General features: G+C 70.0%; 22 protein-coding genes, 1 pseudogene and 1 riboswitch. Of the genes and pseudogenes, 11 read left to right on the top strand and 12 right to left on the bottom strand.

What is annotated here, in order from left to right; translation table 11 throughout:
* Positions 1-13: 13 nt before the first annotated feature.
* Both ACFU97_RS22575 and ACFU97_RS22570 read right to left on the bottom strand, forming a co-directional pair.
* Positions 14-466, bottom strand: a complete 453-nt coding sequence (locus ACFU97_RS22575; RefSeq protein WP_384259233.1) for a GNAT family N-acetyltransferase — start codon at positions 464-466, stop codon at positions 14-16.
* Positions 467-504: 38 nt separating this feature from the next.
* On the bottom strand, positions 505-1371 hold the full coding sequence (locus tag ACFU97_RS22570) for a GNAT family N-acetyltransferase (protein ID WP_384259231.1): 867 nt from the start codon (positions 1369-1371) through the stop codon (positions 505-507).
* A gap of 146 nt (positions 1372-1517) precedes the next feature.
* On the opposite strand from ACFU97_RS22570, the pseudogene ACFU97_RS22565 reads away from it, so the two are divergent.
* Together ACFU97_RS22565 and ACFU97_RS22560 are read left to right on the top strand one after the other, a co-directional pair.
* A pseudogene (locus ACFU97_RS22565) lies at positions 1518-2038 on the top strand (HAD family hydrolase); the annotation flags it as partial.
* A gap of 243 nt (positions 2039-2281) precedes the next feature.
* On the top strand, positions 2282-3439 hold the full coding sequence (locus ACFU97_RS22560) for a globin domain-containing protein (protein WP_384259229.1): 1158 nt from the start codon (positions 2282-2284) through the stop codon (positions 3437-3439).
* 48 nt (positions 3440-3487) lie between these two features.
* On the opposite strand, the gene ACFU97_RS22555 is transcribed toward ACFU97_RS22560, so the two are convergent.
* From ACFU97_RS22555 to ACFU97_RS22535, 5 genes are all read right to left on the bottom strand, one after another.
* On the bottom strand, positions 3488-3970 hold the full coding sequence (locus tag ACFU97_RS22555) for an NUDIX domain-containing protein (protein ID WP_384259227.1): 483 nt from the start codon (positions 3968-3970) through the stop codon (positions 3488-3490).
* A gap of 88 nt (positions 3971-4058) precedes the next feature.
* Positions 4059-4964 (bottom strand): LysR family transcriptional regulator, encoded by a 906-nt coding sequence (locus tag ACFU97_RS22550; protein WP_384259224.1) that lies wholly within the window; start codon positions 4962-4964, stop codon positions 4059-4061.
* 242 nt (positions 4965-5206) lie between these two features.
* Positions 5207-6358, bottom strand: coding sequence for a cystathionine gamma-lyase (locus ACFU97_RS22545; RefSeq protein WP_384259222.1), 1152 nt, complete (start codon positions 6356-6358; stop codon positions 5207-5209).
* On the bottom strand, positions 6355-6846 hold the full coding sequence (locus ACFU97_RS22540) for a low molecular weight protein-tyrosine-phosphatase (RefSeq protein ID WP_384259220.1): 492 nt from the start codon (positions 6844-6846) through the stop codon (positions 6355-6357). Before ACFU97_RS22540 ends, ACFU97_RS22545 begins: the two co-directional genes overlap by 4 nt.
* Before the next feature lie 7 nt (positions 6847-6853).
* Positions 6854-7231, bottom strand: a complete 378-nt coding sequence (locus ACFU97_RS22535; protein WP_384259217.1) for a phage holin family protein — start codon at positions 7229-7231, stop codon at positions 6854-6856.
* A gap of 59 nt (positions 7232-7290) precedes the next feature.
* Here ACFU97_RS22535 and ACFU97_RS22530 point away from each other — a divergent pair, with 59 nt between their 5' ends.
* The 4 genes from ACFU97_RS22530 (at position 7291) to ACFU97_RS22515 (ending at position 9690) form a co-directional block, all read left to right on the top strand.
* Positions 7291-7608, top strand: a complete 318-nt coding sequence (locus ACFU97_RS22530) for a cupin domain-containing protein (protein WP_384259215.1) — start codon at positions 7291-7293, stop codon at positions 7606-7608.
* Positions 7609-7757: 149 nt separating this feature from the next.
* The gene (locus tag ACFU97_RS22525) at positions 7758-7970 is read left to right on the top strand and encodes a DUF5326 family protein (protein WP_384259212.1); all 213 of its coding nucleotides are present in this window, start codon (positions 7758-7760) and stop codon (positions 7968-7970) included.
* Positions 7971-8167: 197 nt separating this feature from the next.
* Positions 8168-9154 carry an IclR family transcriptional regulator gene (locus ACFU97_RS22520; protein ID WP_384259210.1) on the top strand — a complete coding sequence of 329 codons (987 nt, stop codon included), beginning with the start codon at positions 8168-8170 and terminating at the stop codon, positions 9152-9154.
* A gap of 98 nt (positions 9155-9252) precedes the next feature.
* Positions 9253-9690 carry an SsgA family sporulation/cell division regulator gene (locus ACFU97_RS22515; RefSeq protein ID WP_384259207.1) on the top strand — a complete coding sequence of 146 codons (438 nt, stop codon included), beginning with the start codon at positions 9253-9255 and terminating at the stop codon, positions 9688-9690.
* A 104-nt stretch (positions 9691-9794) separates the two neighbouring features.
* Here the strand turns inward: ACFU97_RS22515 and ACFU97_RS22510 are convergent, their stop codons facing one another.
* Entirely contained in the window at positions 9795-11237 is a 1443-nt protein-coding gene (locus tag ACFU97_RS22510) for a YibE/F family protein (protein WP_384259205.1), read from the bottom strand.
* 70 nt (positions 11238-11307) lie between these two features.
* A riboswitch (TPP riboswitch) is annotated at positions 11308-11497 on the top strand.
* On the opposite strand from ACFU97_RS22510, the gene thiC reads away from it, so the two are divergent.
* Complete coding sequence (gene thiC, locus ACFU97_RS22505) at positions 11490-13304, top strand: phosphomethylpyrimidine synthase ThiC (protein WP_384259203.1); 1815 nt, start codon at positions 11490-11492, stop codon at positions 13302-13304. Its footprint overlaps the riboswitch before it by 8 nt.
* A gap of 324 nt (positions 13305-13628) precedes the next feature.
* Here the strand turns inward: thiC and ACFU97_RS22500 are convergent, their stop codons facing one another.
* From ACFU97_RS22500 to ACFU97_RS22490, 3 genes are all read right to left on the bottom strand, one after another.
* Entirely contained in the window at positions 13629-14495 is an 867-nt protein-coding gene (locus ACFU97_RS22500; protein WP_384259200.1) for a hypothetical protein, read from the bottom strand.
* Positions 14496-14689: 194 nt separating this feature from the next.
* The gene (locus tag ACFU97_RS22495; protein WP_384259198.1) at positions 14690-15766 is read right to left on the bottom strand and encodes a metallophosphoesterase; all 1077 of its coding nucleotides are present in this window, start codon (positions 15764-15766) and stop codon (positions 14690-14692) included.
* A 202-nt stretch (positions 15767-15968) separates the two neighbouring features.
* The gene (locus ACFU97_RS22490) at positions 15969-17081 is read right to left on the bottom strand and encodes a LacI family DNA-binding transcriptional regulator (RefSeq protein WP_384259196.1); all 1113 of its coding nucleotides are present in this window, start codon (positions 17079-17081) and stop codon (positions 15969-15971) included.
* Positions 17082-17478: 397 nt separating this feature from the next.
* On the opposite strand from ACFU97_RS22490, the gene hisC reads away from it, so the two are divergent.
* Positions 17479-18558, top strand: coding sequence for a histidinol-phosphate transaminase (gene hisC / locus ACFU97_RS22485; protein ID WP_384259194.1), 1080 nt, complete (start codon positions 17479-17481; stop codon positions 18556-18558).
* A 16-nt stretch (positions 18559-18574) separates the two neighbouring features.
* Here hisC and ACFU97_RS22480 read toward each other — a convergent pair whose 3' ends face one another.
* Positions 18575-18949: a cyclophilin-like fold protein gene (locus ACFU97_RS22480; protein WP_384259192.1), complete on the bottom strand. Its 375-nt coding sequence runs from the start codon at positions 18947-18949 to the stop codon at positions 18575-18577.
* A 210-nt stretch (positions 18950-19159) separates the two neighbouring features.
* Here ACFU97_RS22480 and ACFU97_RS22475 point away from each other — a divergent pair, with 210 nt between their 5' ends.
* The 3 genes from ACFU97_RS22475 to cydD are packed head-to-tail and all read left to right on the top strand — an operon-like array spanning position 19160 to position 25195.
* Positions 19160-20668, top strand: a complete 1509-nt coding sequence (locus tag ACFU97_RS22475) for a cytochrome ubiquinol oxidase subunit I (protein WP_384259189.1) — start codon at positions 19160-19162, stop codon at positions 20666-20668.
* Between the two features lie 18 nt (positions 20669-20686).
* A complete protein-coding gene (gene cydB / locus ACFU97_RS22470) occupies positions 20687-21691 on the top strand; it encodes a cytochrome d ubiquinol oxidase subunit II (protein WP_384259187.1) in 1005 nt (334 codons plus the stop codon).
* Positions 21692-21703: 12 nt separating this feature from the next.
* Positions 21704-25195 carry a thiol reductant ABC exporter subunit CydD gene (gene cydD / locus ACFU97_RS22465; protein WP_384259185.1) on the top strand — a complete coding sequence of 1164 codons (3492 nt, stop codon included), beginning with the start codon at positions 21704-21706 and terminating at the stop codon, positions 25193-25195.
* Positions 25196-25205: the final 10 nt, after the last annotated feature.

The raw sequence follows: 25205 nt of genomic DNA, 5'->3' as shown, positions 1-25205 counted from the left end.
AGGCTTCACGGACTCACAACGGAAGCTTGAAGCCCACGTGCGAGGCCGTGAAGCCGAGCCGCTCGTAGAAGCGATGGGCGTCGGTGCGGGAGCTGTCGGAGGTCAGCTGGACCAACTGGCAGCCCTGGCGCCGGGATTCGTCGATCGCCCACTCGATGAGCCGTGTGCCCAGGCCGCTGCCGCGCTCGTCGGCGTGGATGCGGACGGCCTCGATGATCGACCGGGTGGCACCGCGGCGCGACAGGCCGGGAATGATCGAGAGCTGCAGCGTCCCGACGACGCTGCCCTCCCGCACCGCGACCATCAGGTGCTGGTTCGGGTCGGCCGCGAGGCGCTCCAGCGCCGTCAGGTAGGGCGTCAGATCGTCCGGTGACTCGCGCTGGGCCCCCAGCGGGTCGTCGGCGAGCATCGCGACGATCGCGGCCACGTCGTCCGCCGTGGCGGGCCGTATCTCAAGATCTCCCATGCCCGCACCTTACGCACAGCCGAGCTCGTGGGCAGGGTTCAGCCCGCCGCCACGGTCAACGGAGCGAACCGCCTGGTCCAGTCACCGGGCAGTTCGGCGACCCCGTACGTCATCACCGAGTTGAACGCGACGCTCGCCAGCCCACGCTCCTTCGCCCAGGTCAGAAGCTCTTCGTGCCGTACGTCGATGTCAGTGCGCACGGGGCGGTCCGTGTGGGCGGCGAGAGTGGCGATGAGCGCCTTGGCCGTCTCCGTGTCGCGGGCGATCAGCGGGCCCACGACATGCGTGTCCATGTTGGGCCAGGCGGCCGCGTAACCGATGAGCCGGCCGTTCTCCTCGGCGACCCTCATGCGATCCGCGAAGGCCGGCAGCCGCGTGATGACGGGCGTGCGGTCGGCGCCGAACACCTCCTCGTCGAGGCGGAGGATCGCCGTGAGGTCCTCGGCGGTGGCCGCCCGTGTGACGACCTCGGGCGCCGGACCGACGGGCGTGAAGTGCCCTCGGAGCATCTCGGCCCGGCCGGTGACCTTGAAGCCGAGCTCCTCGTAGAGCGGGCGACCGTACGGGGTCGCGTGCAGGGTCAGTGGAGTGGTGCCCATCAACGAGACGACGTGCCGCATCAGTTGGCGTCCGATGCCCTGGCGGGCATGGCGTTCGGCGACCAGAACCATGCCGATGGCCCCAAGAGAAGGCTGGTCCTGAGGCCCGTACTCGGTGACGACGCAGGCGCTGATCAGGCCCCCCTCGGGGTCGTCGATGCCGTATCCCTTTCCGGCCGTGAGGAGGAAGCCCCACTTGTGCTCCTCGCGCGGCCACCCCCGGTTCTCGGACAAGTCGGCGCAGGCGGCGAGATCCCGGAGCGTCAGACGGCGGATGGGGAGTCGAGAGAGGGAGTCAGTCGGCACGCAGGTCAGGCTGTCCGACAGGCGGCCTCGCCGTCCACCGGTTTCCGACGAGAAGCAGGAGCTTTTGGCCATGTCGTGGGCAAGGGCATAGCCGTCGGCAACGGTGGACGTTTCACGTGAAACGTGGACCGGCCTCGGCCGGCTTGCTGGGGCTGGAAGCCGAGGCCGTGGCGCTCGACGAGGCCATCTCCGCGGGCCTTCTGGATCCGTCGCAGTACGCGACGCAGGTTCATACGCTTTGGGCGGACCTGACCGATGCGCATGTGTCGGCGGCTTTCGAGGATGCGCCGTGGCTGGCGCTATTCGCGAGGTCTGGGTGGAAATCCGGCAGGCGGGCGAATACTGCGCGGTTGTGTCGCTCTCGCCGTCCTTCTTTGTCGAGCGGCTCACCGCGTGGGGTGCACATGCGGCTTTCGGATCGCGTTTTCCCGCCGTTCCGTTCACCGAGCCGGTGGATCCTTCCGGAGTTCTCAGTGCCGCGGCCAAGGTCGAGATAGCCGACCGGCTGTGCCGGGAGTTCGGGGTGACGCGGGCCGATTGCATCGCCTATGGCGACTCCTTGTCGGACCGCGACCTGTTCGGTGCGGTTCCGGTCCCCGTCGCGGTCAATGCGGACCGGCATTTGTCCGGTCTGGCGACGCATGCGTACCGGGGTGGAGATCTCTAGGAGGCGTACGCATTGGTGCGCCGCGCCCGGTAATCGAATCCCGCTGCCAACGGGGAGAAGGGTGACCGGAGTTTAGCGGCACAGGGAGATCGAAGACCCGTATACGCGGTTATGCCAAAGGGGCGCCTCAGCACGATGGGATGCTGCGCCAAGAGTGCCGCGGCGAGAGCGCTGCACCTCTGTCAGTCACCCTCCGGCGAAAGTGCGCGGACCGGCTGAAAGACGTTCGAGGCGAGGCACACCATGGACAGCGGCCCGTTCCCCGTCCCGATCCGGGCCGGAAGTGCTTCGCCGGATGCCCTGCTCATCCGCCGGACCCTGGCCGAGGTGGCACCGATCGCCGACCAGGTCACCTCGTACTTCTACGCGATGCTCTTCGTCCGCCACCCGGACCTGCGAGCGCTGTTCCCGGCGGCGATGGACGTGCAGCGGGACCGGCTGTTCAGCGCCCTGCTCAGGGCGGCCGAGCTCTTCGACGACACCGAGGCCCTCGCCGCCCAGCTGCAGAGCCTCGGCCGTGGCCACCGCAAGTACGGCGCCGCCGCCGCGCACTACCCCGCCGTCGGCGAGTGCCTCATCGGCGCGCTGAGCAGGCATGCCTCCGCCACCTGGGACGCCAGGGCGGAGGCGGCCTGGGTCCGGGCGTACACGACGATCTCGCAGATCATGATCGACGCCGCGGCCGCGGACGAACTGCGCGCGCCGGCCTGGTGGCAGGCCGAGATCGTCGCGCACGAACGCAGGACCCCGGACGTGGCGGTTGTGACGGTCCGCCCCGACCAGCCGTACCCGTTCCTCGCCGGTCAGTACACGAGCCTGGAGACGCCGTGGTGGCCGCGGATCTGGCGCCACTACTCCTTCGCCTCGGCGCCGCGTTCCGACGGCCTGCTGACGTTCCATGTGAAGGCCGTCCCCACCGGCTGGGTCTCGACCGCGCTGGTGCACCGCGCCCGCCGCGGTGACGTCGTCCGCCTCGGCCCGCCGGAGGGTTCGATGACCGTCGACCACACCACCGACAGCGGACTGCTGTGCCTGGGCGGCGGCACGGGCATCGCGCCCATCAAGGCCCTCGTCGAGGACGTGGCCGAACACGGTGCGCGGCGGACGGTCGAGGTCTTCTACGGCGCCCGTACCGGCGGCGACCTGTACGACATCGAGACGATGCTCAGGCTCCAGCAGGCCCATCCCTGGCTCTCGGTCCGCGCGGTGGTCGACCAGCAGACCCGGCTCCAGCTTCCGGACGCCATCCGCGAGCACGGGCCGTGGAACGGGTACGACGCCTATCTGTCGGGGCCGCCCGGCATGATCCGCAGCGGCGTGGACGCCCTGAGGTACGTCGGCATCCCGTCGGAGCGCATCCGGCACGATTCGGTCGAGGACCTCATCGCCGCATGGGAGTGACCCGGCGGCGGTGTCGATCCCGGTTCGGTGCGTGACCCGGCGGTGGTGTCAGCCCAGGTCCGGTGCGTGCATGGCGCGTACGCCCTCGATGTTCCCGTCGAGGTAGTGCCGCAGGGACAGTGGCACGAGATGCACCGAGGCGATCCCTACACGGGTGAACGGGATCCGCACGATCTCGTACTCGCCGGCGGGCTCGTCCACCTCGGGGCCGTGCCGCAGGGCCGGGTCCATGGACTCCAGATGACAGACGAAGAAGTGCTGCACTTTCACGCCGGTCGCGCCGCCGTCCTCACCGATGTGCTCCACGGTGTCCACGAAGCAGGGCACCACATCGGTGATCTTGGCGCCGAGCTCCTCGTACACCTCGCGGTGCAGGGCGTCGACGACGGTCGAGTCCTCGGGTTCGACCCCGCCACCGGGGGTGACCCAGTAGGGATCGACACCGGGCTTGGTGCGCTTGATCAGGATCAGATGGTCGCCGTCCAGCAGAACTGCACGGGCGGTGCGCTTGACCACGGGTCGGACGGTCATGGGGGAAATGTGGCCCGGCTGGTTCCACGTGAAACATCGCGGGACGTGACCGGCTGGGATCTCCCTGTGACGGACGTAAAAGCGCAGGTCAGCACCAGTCGTTGGCGGCCCGCAGCAGCCATTCGTGGGCCCGCGCGACATGGGGCATCGCGAGTGTGCCGGTACGCACCACCAGGAAGTAGGTCCGCAGGGGAGGTACCGCGGGTTCGTGCAGGGCGACGATCTCGCCGCGCTCCAGGGCGGCGGCGCACAGATAGCGGGGCAGGACCGCGAGTCCCGCGCCCGCGACGGCGCAGGCGAGGACCGCGCGCAGATCGGGCACGATGACCGTGCCCGGGGCGCCGGGGCGGGAGTCGAAGACGGAGGCCCAGTAGCGGGAGACGAAGGGCAGCGACTCGTGCACCTCGATCACCGGGACGTCCTCCAGGGCCGGTGCCCCCTTGAGATCCGGCTTGTCGGAGCCGATCTGCTCGGCCCGCTGCGGGGTGGCGACGAGGACGTGCTCCTCGTCGCACAGCGGAGTCGCCGTGAGCAGGGCGCCGCGCGGACGAGCCGTGGTGATGGCCAGATCGTGATGTCCGGCGGCCAGCCCCTCCAGGGTTTCTTCGGCATTGCCGAAGGAGGCGCGCAGGGCGAACCCCTGGCCCTCCTCGCCGGTCAGCTCCGTGAGTGCGGGAAGAGCCCGCTCGGCGGTGAACTCGGGAGGACCGGCGAGATGCAGGGTCCGTAAGGAGGACTCGTCGTCGAGACCGGTCTCGGCGATCTCCACCAGGGCGTCCAGATGCGGGGCGGCCTTGTGCGCGAGCTCGTCGCCGATGGTCGTCGGGGTGACGCCGCGGGCCTGCCGCAGGAACAGGGGGCGGCCCAGCTGCCGTTCCAGCGTGCGAATCTGGGAGGTCACGGCCGGCTGCGACAGACCGAGCAGGGCGGCGGCGCGGGTGAAGGAACCGGCCCGGTGCACGGTCACGAAAGTGCGCAGCAAGGCCAGATCCATGTTTCGTCCTCCCCAGTTCCCTGCCCTTCTCCCGGCCCCCAGGCAGGGCCCAACTATAAATAAGTCGATAGGTCTCTGTCGCTACCGTGATTGGACACTGACACAGAGTCAACTAGCCTTGGTCGCGCGGTTCTTCGCGCGCAGGACCGGGGACGGTCCGAGCCACGAGGGGGGAGGCTCGGACCGTCCGTTGTACGTAGCCGCGCACCGTCCGGAGATCGCCGCACGGGGGCGCGCCGCGCTCATCGCGCCGACTCGTCCAGCGCGCGGAACACATCGGCCACCAGGTCCTCGGGGTCCTCGGCGCCGACGGAGAAGCGGATGAAGCCCTCGGGCACCGCGTCCCCGCCCCAGCGTCCGCGCCGCTCGGCCGTGGACCGCACCCCGCCGAAGCTCGTCGCGTCGTCCACGAGCCGCAGCGCCTCGAGGAAACGCTCGGCACGCGCGCGCGTGGCCAGCGTGAAGGACACCACGCAGCCGTAGCGGCGCATCTGCTGCGAGGCGATCTTGTGCGAGGGGTCGCCAGGCAGCCCCGGGTAGCGCAGCCCGGTCACCTCGGGCCGCCGGAGCAGCGCCTCGGCGAGGGTCTGCGCCGTCGCGCACTGCCGGTCGACGCGGAGCTGGAGCGTGGCGATCGAGCGGTGCGCGAGCCAGGCCTCCATCGGCCCCGGAATCGCGCCGACGATCTTGCGCCAGCGGCGTACGGCGGCCATCGCCTCGGCGTCGCGGCCGACGACGTAGCCGAGCAGGACGTCCCCGTGGCCGGTGAGCTGCTTGGTGCCGCTGGCCACGGAGAAGTCCGCGCCGAGCTCCAGCGGGCGCTGCCCCAGCGGCGTCGCGAGCGTGTTGTCGACGGCGACGAGCGCGCCCCGCGCGTGGGCCGCCTCGGCGAGACGGCGGACGTCGCACACGTCGAGCCCGGGGTTCGAGGGCGTCTCCAGCCACAGCAGCTTCGCGCCGTCGAGGACGTCCAGCTGGGCGTCCTGGCCGGTCGGCGCCGTACGCACCTCGATGCCGTAGGCCTCCAGCTGTGCGCGCACCAGGGGCAGGGCCTGGTAGCCGTCGTCGGGCAGCACCGCCATGTCCCCGGCGCGCAGCTGGGAGAACAGGACGGACGAGACGGCGGCCATGCCGGAGGCGAAGACGAGCGTCTCCACGTCGTCCTGCCCGGGCGCCTCCAGCTCGCCGACGGCCCGCTCCAGCAGCGTCCAGGTGGGGTTCTCGTCCCGGCCGTAGGTGTAGGGGCCGCCCACCTCTCCGGGCAGATGGAAGTGGGCGGCGAACACCGGTCCAGGCAGGGTCGGTTCGTTCTTGACCGCTTCGGGCAGGCCCGCCCTGACCGCGCGCGTGCCGTCACCGTCGCCCGAAGGCCCGCCCGCAGCGGAAACACTCATGCCGCCCGTCCCTCCACGTGCTTGCGTACCGCGGCGAAGAGGCCCTCGCTCGCCGCCTCCACCATCTCAAGGCACTCCTCGAACCCGTCCAGGCCGCCGTAGTACGGGTCCGGGACGTCGAGATCGCCGTCGGCCGCCGGGTCGTAGGAGCGCAGCAGCCGTACCTTCGCCGCGTCCTCCGGAGTGGGTGCGAGGCGGCGCAGCGCCTTGAGGTGACCGGTGTCGAGAGCGATGACCAGATCGAGGCGCGAGAACCACGACGCCTCGAACCGGCGCGCCCTGTGGTCGCTCTCGTAGCCGTTCTCCTCGAGGACGGAGACGGTGCGTGGGTCGGCGCCGTCCCCCTCGTGCCAGCCGCCGGTGCCGGCGCTGTCGACCTCGACCCGGCCGTCGAGCCCCGCCTCCGCGACGCGGGCGCGGAACACGGACTCGGCCATCGGGGAGCGGCAGATGTTGCCCGTGCAGACGAAGCAGACGCGGTAGCTCATCGCGGTCTCAGTCCTCGTCGGGCAGGACGACGTGCAGCGCCCACGAGACGATCGAGATGATCAGGCCGCCCAGCACCGCGGTCCAGAAGCCCTCGACGTGGAAACTCAGGTCGAACTTGCCGGCCAACCACGAGGTCAGCAGCAGCATCAGGGCGTTGACGACCAGCGTGAACAGACCCAGGGTCAGGATCATCAGCGGCAGGCTCAGGAGCTTCACGATCGGCTTGACCAGGAAGTTCACGAAGCCGAAGATCAACGCGACGATGATCAGGGTGCCGGCCTTCTTGCCCGTGCTGTCACCGGTCAGGGTGATCTTGTCGAGCAGCCATACGGCGATCGCCAGGGCACCCGCGTTGGCGATCGTCTTGACTACGAAATTCTTCATGTGTCTGATCGTGGCAGACGAGATCGGCTACGAGCAGTGGGGCGAGGGCGGCAACAGCGATGAAGGCATTCCGGCTGGACGAACTTGAGGCGGAGCGTGCCGCCAACGAGGGCGCCTACCTGCAGTTTCTGCGCGAGCGGAACATGTCCGTCGGGCTGTACGCACTCGATGCCGGCGAACATGATCCACAGAAGCCGCACAACCAGGACGAGATCTACTTCGTCGTGAGCGGCCGTGCCTCGATCTCCGTCGGCCTGGAGACCACCGAGGTGGCGCGCGGCAGCGTGGTGTACGTGCCGGCCGGCGTCTCCCACAAGTTCCACCACATCAGCGAGGACCTGCGGGTCCTGGTGGTGTTCTCTCCCCCCGAAAGCTGAGGCGGCGTCTCGGGGTTCCCTAAGGGTTCAGTCAGGGGACGACAAGGGATGCGAGGCCCCCGCCGGCACCCCTGCCGGCCCTAGCATCGAGTGCAGGACATCGAAGCGGCCCTGCGCAGAAGCCGGGCGGAGAGGTAAGGACGAGGGCAATGGGAGAGATCTTCGGCGGACTGCCGTGGTGGGTGAAGTGGGTCGCGGTGCCGGTCATCGCCCTCGTCGTCTTCGGCGGGCTGATAGCGAGCGTGGTCGGCTTCGTCATCGGACTGCTCTTCAAGCTGCTGGTCTTCGTGGCACTGGTCGGCGGACTGATCTACGTCGTGCGGAAGTTCATGTCGAGCTCGTCGTCACGAAGCGACTGGTGAGACCCCTGGGACACCGGTGACCGGTAACAGGAATCACCGGTTCCCTCGCGCGAGGGAAGTTTTCCGGACAGGCCGTCTCCAGGCGGCGACTGGCTATTAGAGTCCGGAAATCGACGCGGGGAAGACCCCGCGAGCGGCGTACCTTCCCACCCGTGTTCCCCCGCACGGGCTGCCCCCTCGCGCTACGGGAGTAATCCTTGGTCACGGTAGACACCGCACTCTCGGACCCCCACGCACCTCCCGCTCCACCACCGCGACACCGCATCAGGCCCCCCGAGCAGCCGGGGCCCTCGACGCAGGAGCGCGCGACGACGGCCCCCGCCCGCCCCCGCCCGGCGGCGGCGCCACCGCAGCCGTCGCGTCCGGCCTCACCGCCACCGTCGCGCTCCACGGCCCCCACGGAGCCGTCCACGGACGCCTCCGCCGCCTCCTCGCAGTCCGCGACCCTGATCGGATCCGTCCAGCGCGCGATGCGCCTGCTGGAGTGCGTCGCCGGCCACGAGAACGGCGCCCCCGCCAAGCAGCTGGCCCGCGAGACGGGCCTGGCGCTGCCGACGGCGTACCACCTGCTGCGCACCCTGGTCCACGAGGGCTATCTCTGCCGCGACAAGGGCCTGTTCTTCCTCGGGGACGCGGCGGTACGGCTGAGCAGCGGCGCAGCCCAGCAGAAACGTCGCGTCACGATCGTCGACGCGCTCGCCCGCTGGCGGGATGCGATCGGTGTGCCCGTGTACTACGCGGTCTACCAGGAGGGCGAGATCGAGGTCGTGTGCGTCTCCGACACACCGGGCAATCCGGCGGTCGAGGAGTGGGCGGACTTCCGCGAGACCGCGCACGCCCACGCGATCGGGCAGTGCCTGCTCTCCCAGCTGGACGAGAGCGCCCGCCGCGACCACCTCGACCGCTACCCCGTGCAGTCCATCACCCCGTACACGGTGCGTGACAACCACGCGTTGCTGAAGCGGCTCGAACGGGCGAAGCGGCTGGAACCGGTGACGGAACGGCAGGAATACGCACTCGGGACGGTCTGCGCGGCGATCCCCATCACCGTGGGCACCTCGGCCGCGACGATGGCCATCTCCTTGCCTGCTCAGCAGGCCGATCGGCTGGCGTCGGCGGTCGAGCAGCTCCAGCGTGAGATCGGCCAGTTGCTGGGGTCACTGGCGCTCTCTATCAGCATCTGAAAACTCACTCCTTGTGATCTGCCGTGTACTTTCAGCAAGATGCCACCAGAGTCTGGGGACGATTCCCAGCCGTGCGGTTTCACAAGACGGGGTAGGCGATGCGCGAGTCCGTACAGGCAGAGGTCATGATGAGCTTTCTCGTCTCCGAGGAGCTCTCGTTCCGCATCCCGGTGGAACTGCGTTACGAGACCTCTGATCCGTATGCCGTACGGCTGACCTTCCACCTGCCCGGTGATGCGCCGGTGACCTGGGCGTTCGGCCGCGAACTGCTCATCGACGGGGTGGGCCGGCCGTGCGGTGAGGGGGACGTGCGGGTCTCGCCCGTCGAACCGGACTCGCTCGCCGAGGTGCTGATCCGGCTTCAGGTGGGCTGTGACCAGGCGCTGTTCCGCTCGTCGACGGCACCGCTCATCGCCTTCCTCGACCGCACCGACAAACTGGTGCCGCTTGGCCAGGAGGGCTCCCTCGCGGACTTCGACGCCCATCTCGACGAGGCGCTGGACAGGATTCTGGCGGAGGAGCAGAGCGCGGGCTGACGGACCGGTGCCAGTCAGTGGCCGTAACGCTTCTGCGTGCGACGGAGGGTTGCAGGAACGCTTCTGCGTCGGGTGTGCCCGCACCCGGCGCAGCAGGAGCCCGCTCAGCGCTTGCGGCGCCTGCCCCTCCCCGACCGCGCCGGAACCGGCGCTGCGGCGCCCGGCGACCTCCCCGCGACCGGCTCGGCCGCCGGACGGTCGGCCGCGACCACCAGGGCCGCGAGCAGCGTCGTCACCGGGACCGAGGCGACCAGGCCGATCGAGCCCACCAGCGTGCGCACGATCTCCTCGGCCACCAGCTCGCTGTTGGCGACCGTCCCCACGCCGCTCTGCGCGATGGAGAAGAGCAGCAGCAACGGCAGGGCGGCGCCCGCGTAGGCGAGGACGAGGGTGTTGACCACGGACGCGATGTGGTCCCGGCCGATGCGGATGCCGGCCCGGTACAGCTCCCGCCGGCCCATCGACGGGTTCGCCTCGTGCAGCTCCCAGACCGCCGAGGTCTGGGTGACCGTCACGTCGTCGAGGACGCCGAGCGAGCCGATGATGACGCCCGCGAGCAGCAGACCGCTCATGTCGATCGACGGGTACAGGCCGTGGATCAGGCCGGTGCTGTCGTCCGTGTTGCCGGTCAGCGCCGCCCAGCCGATGAATCCGGAGCCGAGCAGGCCGATCAGCGCGAGGGAGAGCAGCGTGCCGAGCACCGCCACGGAGGTACGGGCGGACAGGCCGTGGCACATGTAGAGGGCGAGCAGCATGATGGCGCTCGACCCGACCACCGCCACGAGCAGCGGGTTCGAGCCCTGCAGGATCGCGGGCAGGATGAAGAAGGTCAGCACCATGAAGCTGACGGCCAGCGCGACCAGCGCCATGACCCCGCGCAGACGGCCCACCACCACGACGGCGAGCGCGAAGATGCCGGCGAGCAGCGCCATGGGGAACCGCCGGTTGACGTCGGTCACCGAGTACTGCAGGTCCCTCGGGGCGGACGGCTCGTAGGCGGCCACGACCTTCTCGCCCTCGTGCAGCTGCCGTGACTGGTCCGGTTGCACGATCTCGGTGAACGTGCGGCCCTTGTCCTTGCCGGTGTCGACGCGGATCGTCGCCTTCTTGCAGGTGCCCTTCTCCGGCTGCTGGGCGGAGGAGCTCGCGGCGCCGGAGGCGTTGCCCGACGCGGCCTGGCCGGAGGCGTTCACCGACTTGCAGTCCACGTTCACGACCTTGGCGACCGTCGCCTGCTGGGTCTGCCGGTCGAAGCCCACGCCGGAACGCTGATGGGCCGGTGCGCCGCCGGGCCACAGCACCACGAGCCCGACCACCACGGCCGCGGTGAACGGGATGAGCACCGCCGCGATGACCTTGCGCAGGTGCTTGGAGACGGGCGCCGCAGGACCGTGGCTGTGCGAGTGACCGTGGCCGGCAGCGGCATTGGCGCGCTGCCCGTGACCGTGTCCATGGCCTGCACCGTGACCGTGTTCCTGGCCGCTGTGGGAGGTGTGCTCAGGGCGCGGCTCGGGGGGTGGGTACGGGTGCTGGCGTGTCGTGGTCACCGCCCGATCATTGCAAGAACGCCGGGGCCCCCTGTTCAGCTCGCCGGAATTGACGCTAGCGTGGAGACACCTTTGCACACGCGGGAGCTCGGAGCACCGGGCTGAGAGGGCGCTGACCTCCGTCCCTGCGATGTTTCACGTGGAACATCACCGAAGTCGGGTGATGGCCCCAACGAGACGTCGACAGACGGATATCGCTGCGTCGACCGCCGAACCTGTTACCGGGTAATGCCGGCGTAGGGAGTAGGTCTCATGACCAACAAGGACGCACGCACGCCTGCCTCCAACCAGGACGAACTGTCCATTCCGGGCGAACAGTCCGGTGAACAGTCCTCGGAGGCCGGGAAGTCCATCGGCTGGCACAAGGCGTATGTCGAGGGCTCACGCCCCGATCTGCGGGTGCCGGTCCGTCAGGTGCACCTCACCAACGGGCAGTCGGTCACGCTGTACGACACCTCCGGCCCGTACACCGATCCGCTCACCCACACCGATGTCCGCAGGGGGCTCGCCCCGTTGCGGGAGAACTGGATCGTCGCCCGCGGAGACACCGAGGAGTACGCGGGCCGCCCCGTCCGCCCCGAGGACGACGGCATCAAGCACACCTCGCCGCGTGGCGGGCTGCGCAACCTCGACGCGGTCTTCCCCGGACGCCCGCGCCAGCCGCGGCGAGGGCGCGAGAGGATGCCGGTCACCCAGCTCGCCTACGCACGCCGGGGCGAGATCACGCCCGAGATGGAGTTCGTGGCGCTGAGGGAGAACGTGGCGCCCGAGGTGGTCCGCGAGGAGATCGCGGCGGGCCGCGCGGTGCTGCCGGCCAACGTCAACCACCCGGAGATCGAGCCGATGATCATCGGCAAGAGGTTCCTGGTGAAGGTCAACGCCAACATCGGCAACTCCGCGGTGACGTCCTCCATCGAGGAGGAGGTCGAGAAGATGACCTGGGCGACCCGCTGGGGCGCCGACACGGTCATGGATCTGTCCACCGGCCGCAACATCCACACGACCCGTGAATGGGTGCTTCGCAACTCCCCCGTGCCCATCGGCACCGTGCCGCTCTACCAGGCCCTGGAGAAGGTCGACGGCCGGGCCGAGGAGCTGACCTGGGAGATCTACAAGGACACCGTCATCGAGCAGGCCGAGCAGGGTGTGGACTACATGACGGTCCACGCGGGTGTGCGGCTGCCGTACGTCCCGCTCACCGCGAACCGCAAGACCGGCATCGTCTCGCGCGGCGGCTCGATCATGGCCGCCTGGTGCCTCGCGCACCACAAGGAGTCGTTCCTGTACGAGAACTTCGAGGAGCTCTGCGAGATCCTCGCCGCCTACGACGTCACGTACTCGCTGGGCGACGGCCTGAGGCCGGGTTCGATCGCGGACGCCAACGACGAGGCACAGTTCGCCGAGTTGCGCACGCTCGGGGAACTCAACACGATCGCCAAGCGCTTCAACGTACAGACCATGATCGAGGGCCCGGGGCACGTCCCGATGCACAAGATCAAGGAGAACATCGACCTTCAGCAGGAGATCTGCGAGGAGGCTCCGTTCTACACGCTCGGCCCGCTGACCACGGACGTCGCGCCGGCGTACGACCACATCACCTCCGGCATCGGTGCCGCGATGATCGCCTGGTGGGGCACGGCGATGCTCTGCTACGTCACGCCCAAGGAGCACCTGGGCCTGCCCAACCGCGACGATGTGAAGACGGGCGTGATCACCTACAAGATCGCCGCCCACGCGGCCGACCTCGCCAAGGGGCACCCCGGTGCCCAGGACTGGGACGACGCGCTGTCCGACGCCCGCTTCGAGTTCCGGTGGGAGGACCAGTTCAACCTCGCCCTGGACCCGGACACGGCAAGGGAGTTCCACGACGAGACCCTGCCCGCCGAGCCGGCCAAGACCGCCCACTTCTGCTCGATGTGCGGGCCGAAGTTCTGCTCGATGAAGATCTCCCAGGACATCCGCCGTGAGCACGGCGGGAACCGGGACGAGATCGAGGCGGGCATGGCGGAGAAGTCGAAGGAGTTCGCCGCCGCTGGGAACCGGGTGTATCTGCCGATCGCCGACTGACGGCGAGCGCCGCGTGTGCGCCGGAGCCCTTGAGGAGGGTTCCGGCGTGCGCCGCCCGTCGACTTGCATGCACCGACGTCGCGCATGCGGCTGAACATCTCGCCCGGTGGCGCCTTCGAGCGCCTGCGCGCCTACGCCTTCACCACAACCTCCCCCTCGTGGACATCGCCCACGACGTCGTGCACGAGGGGTCCGACCTGGACGGTCCGCCCGGCTGACACGGTGCGAGCAGACCGAAGAGGGCGTGGCGAAAGGGGTGTTCGGCTTGCGCTCCCCCGGCCGGCCCCCACGGGCCGCTCCGATGCGGAGGGCGCAAGCCGGCGCTCACTCCGGCTGGTGTTCCGGGCCTCCGAAGTCCGGGCTGGTGTAGTCCGGGCTCGAGAAGCTCGGGCGTGATCCGCCGGAGCCGTCGTCCGGGCTGCTGAAGCCGGGGCGGTCGTAGCCCAGGCTCGGCATACGGCTGGTCGGCGTCCGCGGTGTGGTGCTGTGCAGGGCCGCGGCGGCGCCCGGGTCGGCGAGTGCCTCCCTGAGGAACGGCATGATGCCGCGCTCCAGGAGTGCCTCGCGCCAGGCTTCCCTGGCCAGGGCCACGTCCCCGCGCAGTTCGCCGTACGGCCCGTCCTCGAGCGACGGCCTGTTGCGCAGAGCCGTGAGCAGCAGGCCGACGGCGGCGACCAGGATCGCGGCCGCGGTCAGGACGCCGAACACCCAGCCGGCGGTGATCAAGGTCTTGCCGAAGACCTGGCCGGGGTCGAGCGACCGGATGACGTAGCCGACGAGCAGGAAGATCACCGCTGCTGTTCCGGCAAGGACCGGCGTGAGGACGGCGGCGACGGCGACGGCGCCCGCGCCGGCCGTCTCGGCGGCCTCGCCGAGGGTGGTGGCGAGCCCCATCGCCGGCCCGCCGGGCTCCGAGGAGCCCGCTTCGCGGGTGGGCGACGGGGTGGACGACGCCGGCTGGCGCAGTTCCTCGCGCACCTTCACGTAGTGCTGGTACTCGGTCGCCGCGGCCGCCGTGATGAGCGCGGAGGCGTTGAGCGCCATGGTGCGCAGCTGTTCGGCGTTGAGCCGCTGTCCGACAGCGGCCAGTTCCGGGCGGTGTGGGGCGGAGCGCAGCGCCTCGTCGAGGACCCGCTCGTACTCCTGGCGGTCCTCACTCAGCAGGTGCTGCGGAACGCTGTTCATGTGCATCCCCCGATGCTCCGTAGGGCTTGGGGCTCGCATGCCAACGAGCCGTCGGGCAGAAACGGAGGGGAGCCTGCTACGGATAAGCCGATGGTAGAGCGGTCACGGCACGTGGTGACAGGGGGTTTCCAGAAATTGGCCTCTGGCCTGCACCGTTCGTCGCGATTCCTCCCGCCGGAGGACGCCTGCCCTGTGAACGTTCAGATATCCAGGGGAAGTTGTTGCACCAGTAGCTTTCCGGCCATGGTCACTCCGCCGTCCATCGCGATGGCCAGGCCGTCGGCGTAGACGTGCGGTCCCTCGACCACCGGGCCCGCGCTGTCCTCGCCGTCCTCGGACCCGACCTCGCCCAGCAGGTACGGGATGGGGCTGTGACCGTGAACGATGCGTGTGCCGCCGTACGTATCCAGCAGGGAACGGACGGCGTCTGCACCACCTTCGTCGCGGAAGGAGAACCGCTTGGTGAACTTGCGGAACAGATCCCAGCACTCGTCGGCGTCGTTGCGCGTGAGCGTCTCGCGGACGGTGTCGTTGACCGCCTCGATCGAGTCGCCGTAGTCGAGGTAGGCGGTGGTGTCCGAGTGGACGAGCAGATAGCCGTCGACCGACTCCATGGCGTCGAGGCGGGCCATCCACTGCAGATGGTGGTCCTGGAGGCGGTCCATGTCGGTCTTCTGGCCGCCGTTGAGCAGCCAGGCGGCCTGGAACGTGGCCGTGCCCGCACCGGAGTTGACGGGGGTGTCGCCGAACCGCTTGGCGCCGAGCAGCAGCAGCTCGTGGTTGCCCATGAGCGCCTTGCAGTAGCCGCCGGCCGCGGCCGCCTCCGCCGACAGCCGCATCACGAGCTCGATGACGCCGATGCCGTCGGGACCGCGGTCGGTGAAGTCGCCGAGGAACCACAGCCGGGAGGTGCCGGCGCACCACTGTCCCGCGGCGTCGACGAGGCCCTGCTCGCGCAGGGCGGCGAGCAGCTCGTCCAGATAGCCGTGCACGTCGCCGACGACGTAGAGCGGGCCGGTGCCGTCCGTCTCCTGCGGGGCGGCCACGGGCTCGGGCGCGACGGGCACCTGGAGCGTGTCGCCGCGGTTGATGACGGGCAGGTCGCGCTCGGTCGGCGTGTACCCCTCGGGAAGCGCGGCCTCCTCGGGCGGGACGACATCACCGGGATGGGTGTTCTGGCCGTACGGACCGGTCTCGTGGACATACGCCGGTACCCGGAAATCGCGCAACGTCGCCGTCCGTTCCGCTTCGGGTCCCTGACCGGCCCCCTGAGTCATCAGACCCCTCCACCATCGCGCCGCATCTGCACCGCTTCGGACTGCCTGGTCGCAGCGGCCCGCGGTGTCGTGGGCCCATCATAGGAATGCCGATCGCGCCATGTGATGACCCAGGGGTGGTGAATCGGAGTAAGAGTCCAGTTCACCGCGGCTTTCGCCCCGATTGGGCAGGGCTTGGACCGCATGCTGACGGGACTCCGCTCTACTCCTCCTCGGGTGATCGCGGCGCACTGACCGTCGTGCGCGGCGGGCGCCGCTGCGACGAGGTGCGCACGATCAGCTCCGTCGGTATCACCTGCTCGACCGGCTGGTCCGAGTCGACCCCCTCGATCGCGTCGATGAGGAGCTGCACCACCGCCGTGCCGATGCGCCGCGGCTTCAGCGAGAGCGTGGTGATCGGCGGCTCGGTGTTGGCGTACACGGTGGACTCGCTGCAGCAGACCAGAAGCAGGTCGTCCGGTACGCGCAGGCCGTAGCGGCGGGCCGCGGCGAGCAGGTCGGTGCCGTTCGGGTCGAACAGGCCGTAGACGGCGTCGGGCCGGTCCGGGCGGGCGAGCAGGCGGTCCGCGGCGACGGCGCCCGCGCAGGGGTCGTGCGCCGGGTAGGCCTCGTACACCGGGTCCTGGCCGACGCGTTCGCACCAGCGCAGGTAGGCGGTCGTCGACAGATGGGTGTACGTGTCGGTCGTCGTCCCGGTCAGCAGGCCGATACGGCGGGCGCCGGCGGCGGCCAGATGGTCGAGGATGCCGAGCACGGCGGCCTCGTGGTCGTTGTCGACCCAGGCGGTGACCGGGAGGGCGCCGGCCGGGCGGCCGTCGGAGACGACCGGTAAGCCCTGCCGGACCAGCTCGCTGACGACCGGGTCCTGGTCGGAGGGGTCGATGACGACCGTGCCGTCCAGCGCGACGTTCGACCACACGTCGTGGCGCGAGGTCGCGGGCAGGATGACCAGCGCGTAGCCGCGGGCGAGGGCGGCCGAGGTGGCGGCGCGCGCCATCTCGGCGAAGTAGGCGAACTCGGTGAAGGTGAAAGGTTCATCCCCGTACGTCGTCACGGTCAGGCCGATGAGGCCCGACTTGCCGGTACGGAGCGTTCGGGCCGCTGCCGACGGGCGATAGCCCAGCCGGTCGGCGACCTCGCGGACATGGCGTCGGGTGGCGTCCGGGAGCCGGCCCTTGCCGTTGAGGGCGTCGGAGACGGTCGTGATGGAGACTCCGGCGGCGGCGGCAACGTCCCTGATGCCCGCCCGGCCCGGCCGGCTGCCTCGGCGTGAGGTTTCCGCGCGGCTCACCTGGTGCTTCCCTGCTGCTGTCATGGCGAGCCGATAGTAGGGCTCATGCAGTGGGGTAGGGCGGACGCATATGCACGCGTTGACAGGCACGTTTCTGCAAGGTCATCTCACGTCAACTGCCTTTGAAAACAAGTCAGTTGAACGATCCAATGGCACTACGTGACTTGTCTGCACGCATGAGCCTGCCAAGCTCCGGATGTCTCGAAGAGGTCTCAACTCACCTGCACGGGTGATGCGCGCTACGGCGCGAGCCACCGGCGCGTAGATATATGTGAAGGCGCCCCGCGATTCGTCTGCCTAAGGGTGGTGTTGCCCCTGATGCGGCTGTGACGGAGGAGGTCCGGCTCAGCTGTACGCACGGGCGCCGAATCCTCATAAGGTAAGCAGTATTGAACGCCGGTGGGTCATGAGGAGGACTGCGGTGAGCGAGACGAGCCCCAAGCTGCGCGCCGAGCTGGAGGGTATCCCCACCTACAAGCCGGGCAAGCCCGCCGCGGCCGGTGGGCCGGTGGCCTACAAGCTGTCCTCCAACGAGAACCCCTACCCGCCGCTGCCCGGTGTGATGGAGACGGTGACGGCAGCGGTCTCGTCCTTCAACCGCTACCCGGACATGGCCTGCACGGGCCTGATGAACGAGCTGTCGGACCGCTTCGGCGTCCCGCTGTCCCACCTGGCCACCGGCACCGGTTCGGTCGGCGTCGCCCAGCAGCTGATCCAGGCCACCAGCGGCCCCGGCGACGAGGTCGTCTACGCCTGGCGGTCCTTCGAGGCGTACCCGATCATCACGCAGATCAGCGGCGCGACCTCGGTGCAGGTGCCGCTGACGCCGGGCGATGTGCACGACCTGGACGCGATGGCGGACGCGATCACCGACCGGACGCGCCTGATCTTCGTCTGCAACCCCAACAACCCGACCGGCACGGTCGTACGCCGGGCGGAGCTGGAGCGCTTCCTCGACCGGGTGCCGGGCGATGTGCTGGTGGTGCTGGACGAGGCGTACCGCGAGTTCATCCGCGACCCCGAGGTGCCCGACGGCGTGGAGATCTACCGCCGGCGGCCGAACGTCTGCGTGCTGCGCACGTTCTCCAAGGCGTACGGCCTCGCGGGGCTGCGCGTCGGCTTCGCGATCGCCCATGAGCCGGTGGCGGCGGCGCTGCGCAAGACGGCGGTGCCGTTCGGCGTGAGTCACGTCGCGCAGGAGGCGGCCATCGCGTCGCTGCGGGCCGAGGACGAACTGCTCGGCCGGGTGGGCTCCCTGGTCTGCGAGCGCAACCGCGTGGTCGACGCGCTGCGGGCCCAGGGCTGGACGGTGCCCGAGACCCAGGCCAACTTCGTGTGGCTGCGGCTGGGGGAGCGCACGACGGCGTTCGCGCAGGCGTGTGAGCAGCACGGCGTGGTGGTCCGGCCGTTCCCCGGCGAGGGTGTGCGGGTGACGGTCGGCGAGACCGAGGCGAACGACATCTTCCTGAAGGTGACGGAAGCGTTCCGCAAGGAGTTCTGAGACTCCGCGACCGGCCTCAGCCGGTCACGAGTTCCACGCGTACGGGGTCGCCGTCGCGGACCGTGGCCAGGAGCCGGTGGTCGCCGTCGAGGCGGCCGAGGACATTGCAGGGACTCGCGAGGCGGCACTCGTCGCCTCGCGAGATCGGTGTGGGCCCGTAGGGGAGGGCGAGGGCGTCGCCGTCGGTCCAGAAGGCGACGGTGCCCGCCTCCACGACCTGCCGGGCCGTCGTTTCACGTGGAACACGCACGCCCGTGTCGAAGTAGACCTCCTCGCCCCAGGTGCGGGCGGTGGAGGCCAGGGGCAGGGCCTTGCCCAGGGACCGGGCGGTCGGGGTGTCGTCGAGGGTCGCGGTGAGGTGGCCGGCGGGCCACGAGATCAATATCTGCACGGCAGGCAATTCAACAAGATGTTGAAGTCGCTGCCAAGAGGGGTGCCGATCGGCCCAAGCGTGACCCCACTGCAGGCTTCGATAATCAGTGCGTCATAATTGCTTGTGAATGTGAACGCGTTCACAAGCGTGTCCCGGTTGCTCCAGTGATGTGTGTAACAAAAGGGGCAAACTGCCGCTGTACCACGGCGACGTAAGGAGAATGACGACGTGGACCTGGCTCTGGCGCCGGAGACACTGGCGCGATGGCAGTTCGGCATCACCACCGTCTACCACTTCCTGTTCGTTCCCCTGACGATCTCTCTGGCCGCTCTCACGGCCGGCCTGCAGACCGCCTGGGTGCGCACGGAGAAGGAGAAGTACCTCAGAGCGACGAAGTTCTGGGGCAAGCTCTTCCTGATCAACATCGCGATGGGTGTGGTCACCGGCATCGTGCAGGAGTTCCAGTTCGGCATGAACTGGTCCGACTACTCGCGCTTCGTCGGCGACGTCTTCGGCGCCCCGCTCGCCTTCGAGGCCCTGATCGCCTTCTTCTTCGAGTCGACCTTCATCGGCCTGTGGATCTTCGGCTGGGACAGGCTGCCCAAGAAGATCCATCTGGCCTGCATCTGGATGGTGTCGATCGGCACGGTCCTGTCGGCGTACTTCATCCTCGCGGCCAACTCCTGGATGCAGCACCCCGTCGGCTACCGCATCAACAAGGCCAGGGGGCGTGCCGAACTCACCGACTTCTGGCACGTGCTCACCCAGAACACCGCCGTCGCCCAGGCGTTCCACACGCTCTCGGCCTCGTTCCTGACCGGCGGCGCGTTCATGGTCGGCATCGCGGCCTTCCACCTGTTCCGCAAGAAGCACGTCTCCGTGATGAAGACCTCGCTGCGGCTGGGGCTGGTCACCGTCGTCATCGCCGGCCTGCTCACCGCGATCAGCGGTGACACGCTCGGCAAGGTCATGTTCAAGCAGCAGCCGATGAAGATGGCGGCCGCCGAGGCCCTGTGGGACGGCCAGGACTCCGCGCCGTTCTCGGTCTTCGCCTACGGAGACGTGAGCAAGGGCCACAACACGGTCGAGCTGTCCATCCCCGGCATACTGTCGTTCCTCGCCGACGACAACTTCAACTCCTACGTCCCCGGCATCAACGACACCAACAAGGCCGAGCAGGAGAAGTACGGCCCCGGCGACTACCGGCCCATCATCCCGGTCACCTTCTGGGCGTTCCGCTGGATGATCGGCTTCGGCATGGCGTCCTTCGGGGTCGGTCTGCTCGGACTGTGGCTGACCCGCAAGAAGTTCATGCTGCCGCAGCACCTGAGGGTCGGCGACGACGAGGTGCCGCATCTGGTCCTGTTCCGCAACAAGGCCCTCAGCCCCAAGCTCGGCAGGCTCTACTGGCTGCTGGCCATCTGGACCCTGGGCTTCCCGCTGATCGCCAACTCCTGGGGCTGGATCTTCACCGAGATGGGCCGCCAGCCGTGGGTCGTCTACGGCGTCCTGCAGACCCGGCACGCGGTCTCCCCCGGCGTCTCCCAGGGCGAGGTCCTCACCTCGATGACCGTCTTCACCCTGCTGTACGCCGTCCTCGCGGTCGTCGAGGTCAAGCTGCTGGTGAAGTACATCAAGGCAGGACCGCCCGAGCTCACCGAGGCCGACCTCAACCCGCCCACGAAGATCGGCGGCGACACCCGTGACGCCGACAAGCCGATGGCCTTCTCGTACTAGGCCGAGGGAGATCGAGTCATGGAACTGCACGACGTCTGGTTCGTCCTGATCGCCGTCCTGTGGACCGGCTACTTCTTCCTGGAGGGCTTCGACTTCGGGGTCGGCGTGCTCACCAAGCTGCTGGCCCGCAACCGGCCAGAGAGGCGGGTGCTGATCAACACGATCGGCCCCGTCTGGGACGGCAACGAGGTGTGGCTGCTCACGGCGGGCGGCGCGACCTTCGCCGCCTTCCCCGAGTGGTACGCCACGCTCTTCTCCGGCTTCTACCTGCCGCTGCTGATCATCCTGGTCTGCCTGATCGTGCGGGGCGTCGCCTTCGAGTACCGGGCCAAGCGGCCGGAGGAGAACTGGCAGCGCAACTGGGAGCACGCGATCTTCTGGACCTCGCTGATCCCCGCGTTCCTGTGGGGCGTCGCCTTCGGCAACATCGTGCGCGGCGTGAAGATCGACAAGAACTTCGAGTACGTAGGGAACGTCTGGGACCTGCTCAACCCGTACGCCCTGCTCGGCGGTCTGGTCACCCTGACGCTGTTCACCTTCCACGGTGCGGTGTTCACGGCCCTGAAGACCGTCGGGGAGATCCGTGAGCGGGCGCGGAAGATGGCCCTCCAGGTCGGTCTCGTGACCGCCGTGGCGGCGCTGGTCTTCCTGCTGTGGACCCAGGTCGACCAGGGAGACGGCAAGAGCCTGGTGGCCATGATCGTGGCGGTGGTCGCGCTGGTGGCCGCCCTGGCGGCCAATCAGGCCGGGCGTGAGGGCTGGTCGTTCGCCCTGTCCGGCGTCACCATCGTGGCGGCGGTCGCGATGCTCTTCCTGACGCTGTTCCCGAACGTCATGCCGTCGTCGCTCAACGAGGACTGGAGCCTGACCGTCACCAACGCCTCGTCGAGCCCGTACACCCTGAAGATCATGACCTGGTGTGCCGGTGTCGCCACCCCGATCGTCCTGCTCTACCAGGGGTGGACCTACTGGGTGTTCCGCAAGCGCATCGGAACGCAGCACATCGCCGAAGCCGCGCACTGAGGTGTGTTTCACGTGAAACCAATCGATCCGCGTCTGCTCCGGTACGCCCGCGCCACCCGCCTGTTCATGGTGGCGGTCGTCGGTCTGGGTGCTGTCGGAGCGGGCCTGGTCATCGCGCAGGCGATGCTCATCGCCGAGGTGGTGGTGGGTGCCTTCCAGCAGCGGATGACGGTCTCCGAACTCGGCACTCCCCTGCTGCTGTTGGCCGCCGTCGCCTGCGGCCGGGCGCTGGTGTCCTGGCTCACCGAGCTCGCCGCGCACCGGGTGAGCGCGGCGGTGAAGTCGGAGCTGCGCGGCCGGCTGCTGGAGCGGGCGACCACGCTCGGGCCCGGGTGGCTGGGCGGGCAGCGGACCGGCTCCCTGGTCGCGCTGGCCACCCGCGGAGTCGACGCACTCGACGACTACTTCTCGCGCTATCTGCCGCAGCTGGGACTCGCGGTGGTCGTACCGGTCGCGGTGCTGGCCCGGGTCGTCACCGAGGACTGGGTGTCGGCGGCGATCATCCTCGGCACCCTGCCGCTGATCCCCGTCTTCATGATCCTGATCGGCTGGGCCACGCAGTCCCGGATGGACCGGCAGTGGCGGCTGCTGTCCCGCCTGTCCGGGCACTTCCTGGACGTCGTCGCGGGACTGCCGACGCTGAAGGTGTTCGGGCGGGCCAAGGCGCAGGCCGAGTCGATCCGCCGGATCACCGGCGAGTACCGCCGGGCTACGATGCGTACGCTGCGGATCGCCTTCATCTCGTCCTTCGCGCTGGAGCTGCTGTCCACGCTGTCCGTCGCCCTGGTCGCCGTGACCATCGGCATGCGGCTCGTGCACGGCGAGATGGACCTCTACGTCGGTCTGGTCATCCTCGTCCTCGCGCCGGAGGCGTATCTGCCGCTGCGCCAGGTCGGGGCGCAGTACCACGCGGCGGCGGAGGGGCTCGCGGCGGCGGAGGAGATCTTCACCGTCCTGGAGACGCCCGTGCCGGCGTCGGGCACGGTGGACGTGCCGGCCGGCGCCATCGCCTTCGAGGACGTGACGGTCCGCTATCCCGGGCGGTCCGAGGATGCGGTGTCGGCGGTGTCCTTCACGGTCGAGCCCGGGGAGACCGTCGCCCTCGTCGGGCCGAGCGGCATCGGCAAGTCGACGCTGCTGAACGTCCTGCTCGGCTTCGTGCGGCCGGCCGAGGGGCGGGTGCGGGTCGGGGGAGTCGATCTCGGCGAGGCCGACCTGGAGCGGTGGCGCTCGCGCATCGCCTGGGTGCCGCAGCGGCCGCACCTGTTCGCCGGGACGGTCGCCGAGAACGTACGGCTCGCCCGTCCGGACGCCGACGACGCGGCCGTGGAGCGGGCGCTGGCGGACGCCGGAGCCCTGGAGTTCGTCCGGGCGCTGCCCGACGGCACGGACACCCTGCTCGGTGAGGACGGTGCCGGGCTCTCGGCCGGTCAGCGCCAGCGGCTCGCGCTGGCCCGGGCGTTCCTGGCCGACCGGCCCGTGCTCCTTCTCGACGAGCCGACGGCCGCGCTGGACGGCGCCACCGAGGCGGAGGTCGTGGCGGCGGTACGGCGGCTGTCGGCGGGGCGCACGGTCCTGCTGGTGGTGCACCGGCCGGCCCTGCTCGGACCGGCGGACCGCGTGGTGCGGCTGGACGCTCCCGCTGCCCCCGCGCCCGTGGAGCCCAGGCCGGCCGAGGCGCGCCCGAACCCGCAGGAGACGTACGAGACTTCCGTGCCGCAGGGGCCCGAAGCCGCCGCCTCCGCCGCGGGCGGACGCGGTGTGCTGGCCCGTGTCCGCTCCCTGTCCGGCCCCCGGCGCAGCCGGCTCGCGCTCGCCCTGCTGCTCGGCAGCCTCGCGCTGGGCAGTGCCGTCGGGCTCATGGCCACCTCCGGGTGGCTCATCTCGCGCGCCTCGCAGCAGCCGCCCGTGCTGTACCTGATGGTGGCCGTCACGGCGACGCGCGCCTTCGGCATCGGGCGGGCCGTCTTCCGGTACGCCGAGCGGCTGGTGTCGCACGACGCCGTGCTGCGGATGCTCGCCGACACCAGGGTCGCCGTCTACCGGCGTCTGGAGCGGCTGGCCCCCGCCGGGCTGCGCCGCACCCGCCGGGGCGACCTGCTCTCGCGTCTGGTCGCCGACGTGGACGCCCTGCAGGACTACTGGCTGCGCTGGCTGCTGCCGGCCGGCTCCGCGGCGATCGTGTCCGCCGCGGCCGTGGCCTTCACGGCGTGGCTGCTGCCCGTGGCCGGTCTCGTGCTCGCCGTCGGGCTGCTGGCGGCCGGGGTCGGCGTCCCGCTGGTCACCGGCGCGGTGGCCCGCCGCGCCGACCGCAGGCTGGCACCCGCCCGCGGGGAGCTCGCGACGCGGGTGACCGATCTGCTCTCCGGCACCGCCGAGTTGACGGTCGCGGGCGCCCTGCCGGCCCGTGCCGCCGCGGCGCGGCGGGCCGACGGCAGGCTGACCCGGATCTCCTCGCGCGCCGCCACCGCGACCGCGCTCGGCGACGGGCTCACCTCGCTGCTCTCCGGCCTGACGGTCGCCGCGGCCGCCCTCGTGGGCGCCCAGGCGGTCGCGGACGGGCGGCTCGGCGGCGTGACGATGGCCGTCGTCGTGCTCACCCCGCTGGCCGCCTTCGAGGCCGTCATGGGACTTCCCCTCGCCGTGCAGTACCGCGGGCGGGTGCGCAGGAGCGCGGAGCGCGTGTACGAGGTCCTGGACGCGCCCGAGCCCGTACGGGAGCCGGAGCGGCCCCGGCAGGCGCCCGCCTCCCCCTTCCCGGTGGCCCTCAAGGGCCTGACCGCCCGGTACGAGGGGCAGCGGCGCGAGGCGCTCGACGGCCTCGACCTGACGCTCGGACAGGGGCACCGGATCGCCGTGGTCGGAGCGTCCGGCTCCGGCAAGACGACGCTGGCGCAGGTGCTGCTGCGCTTCCTGGACCCGAGCGCCGGTTCGTACACGCTGGCCGGCGTGGACGCGTACGCGCTCGACGGCGACGCCGTACGGCGGCTGGTCGGGCTGTGCGCGCAGGACGCGCATCTCTTCGACAGCTCGGTGCGCGAGAACCTGCTGCTGGCGAGGAAGGACGCCACCGAGGACGAGCTGCGCGAGGCGCTCGGGCGGGCCCGGCTGCTGGAGTGGGCCGACCGCCTTCCCGACGGTCTCGACACACTGGTCGGCGAGCACGGGGCCAAGCTGTCGGGCGGGCAGCGGCAGCGGCTGGCGCTGGCCCGCGCCCTGCTCGCGGACTTCCCCGTCCTCGTCCTCGACGAGCCCGCCGAACACCTCGACCTGCCGACGGCCGACGCCCTCACCGCCGACCTGCTGGCCGCGACCGAGGGCCGTACGACGCTGCTGATCACGCACCGGCTGGCCGGTCTGGAGGCGGTCGACGAGGTCGTCGTCCTGGACGAGGGGCGCGTGGTGCAGCGCGGAACGTATGCCGAACTGGCCGCCGTTCCAGGACCGTTGCGGCGGATGGCGCAGCGGGAGGCGGAGGCCGAGTCGCTGCTCACGGCGGCGTAGGCAGGGCGTG

It is taken from the genome of Streptomyces sp. NPDC057616 (assembly GCF_042800575.1).
Taxonomy (GTDB): domain Bacteria; phylum Actinomycetota; class Actinomycetes; order Streptomycetales; family Streptomycetaceae; genus Streptomyces.
This window is presented reverse-complemented; position numbering and strand designations above follow the sequence as displayed.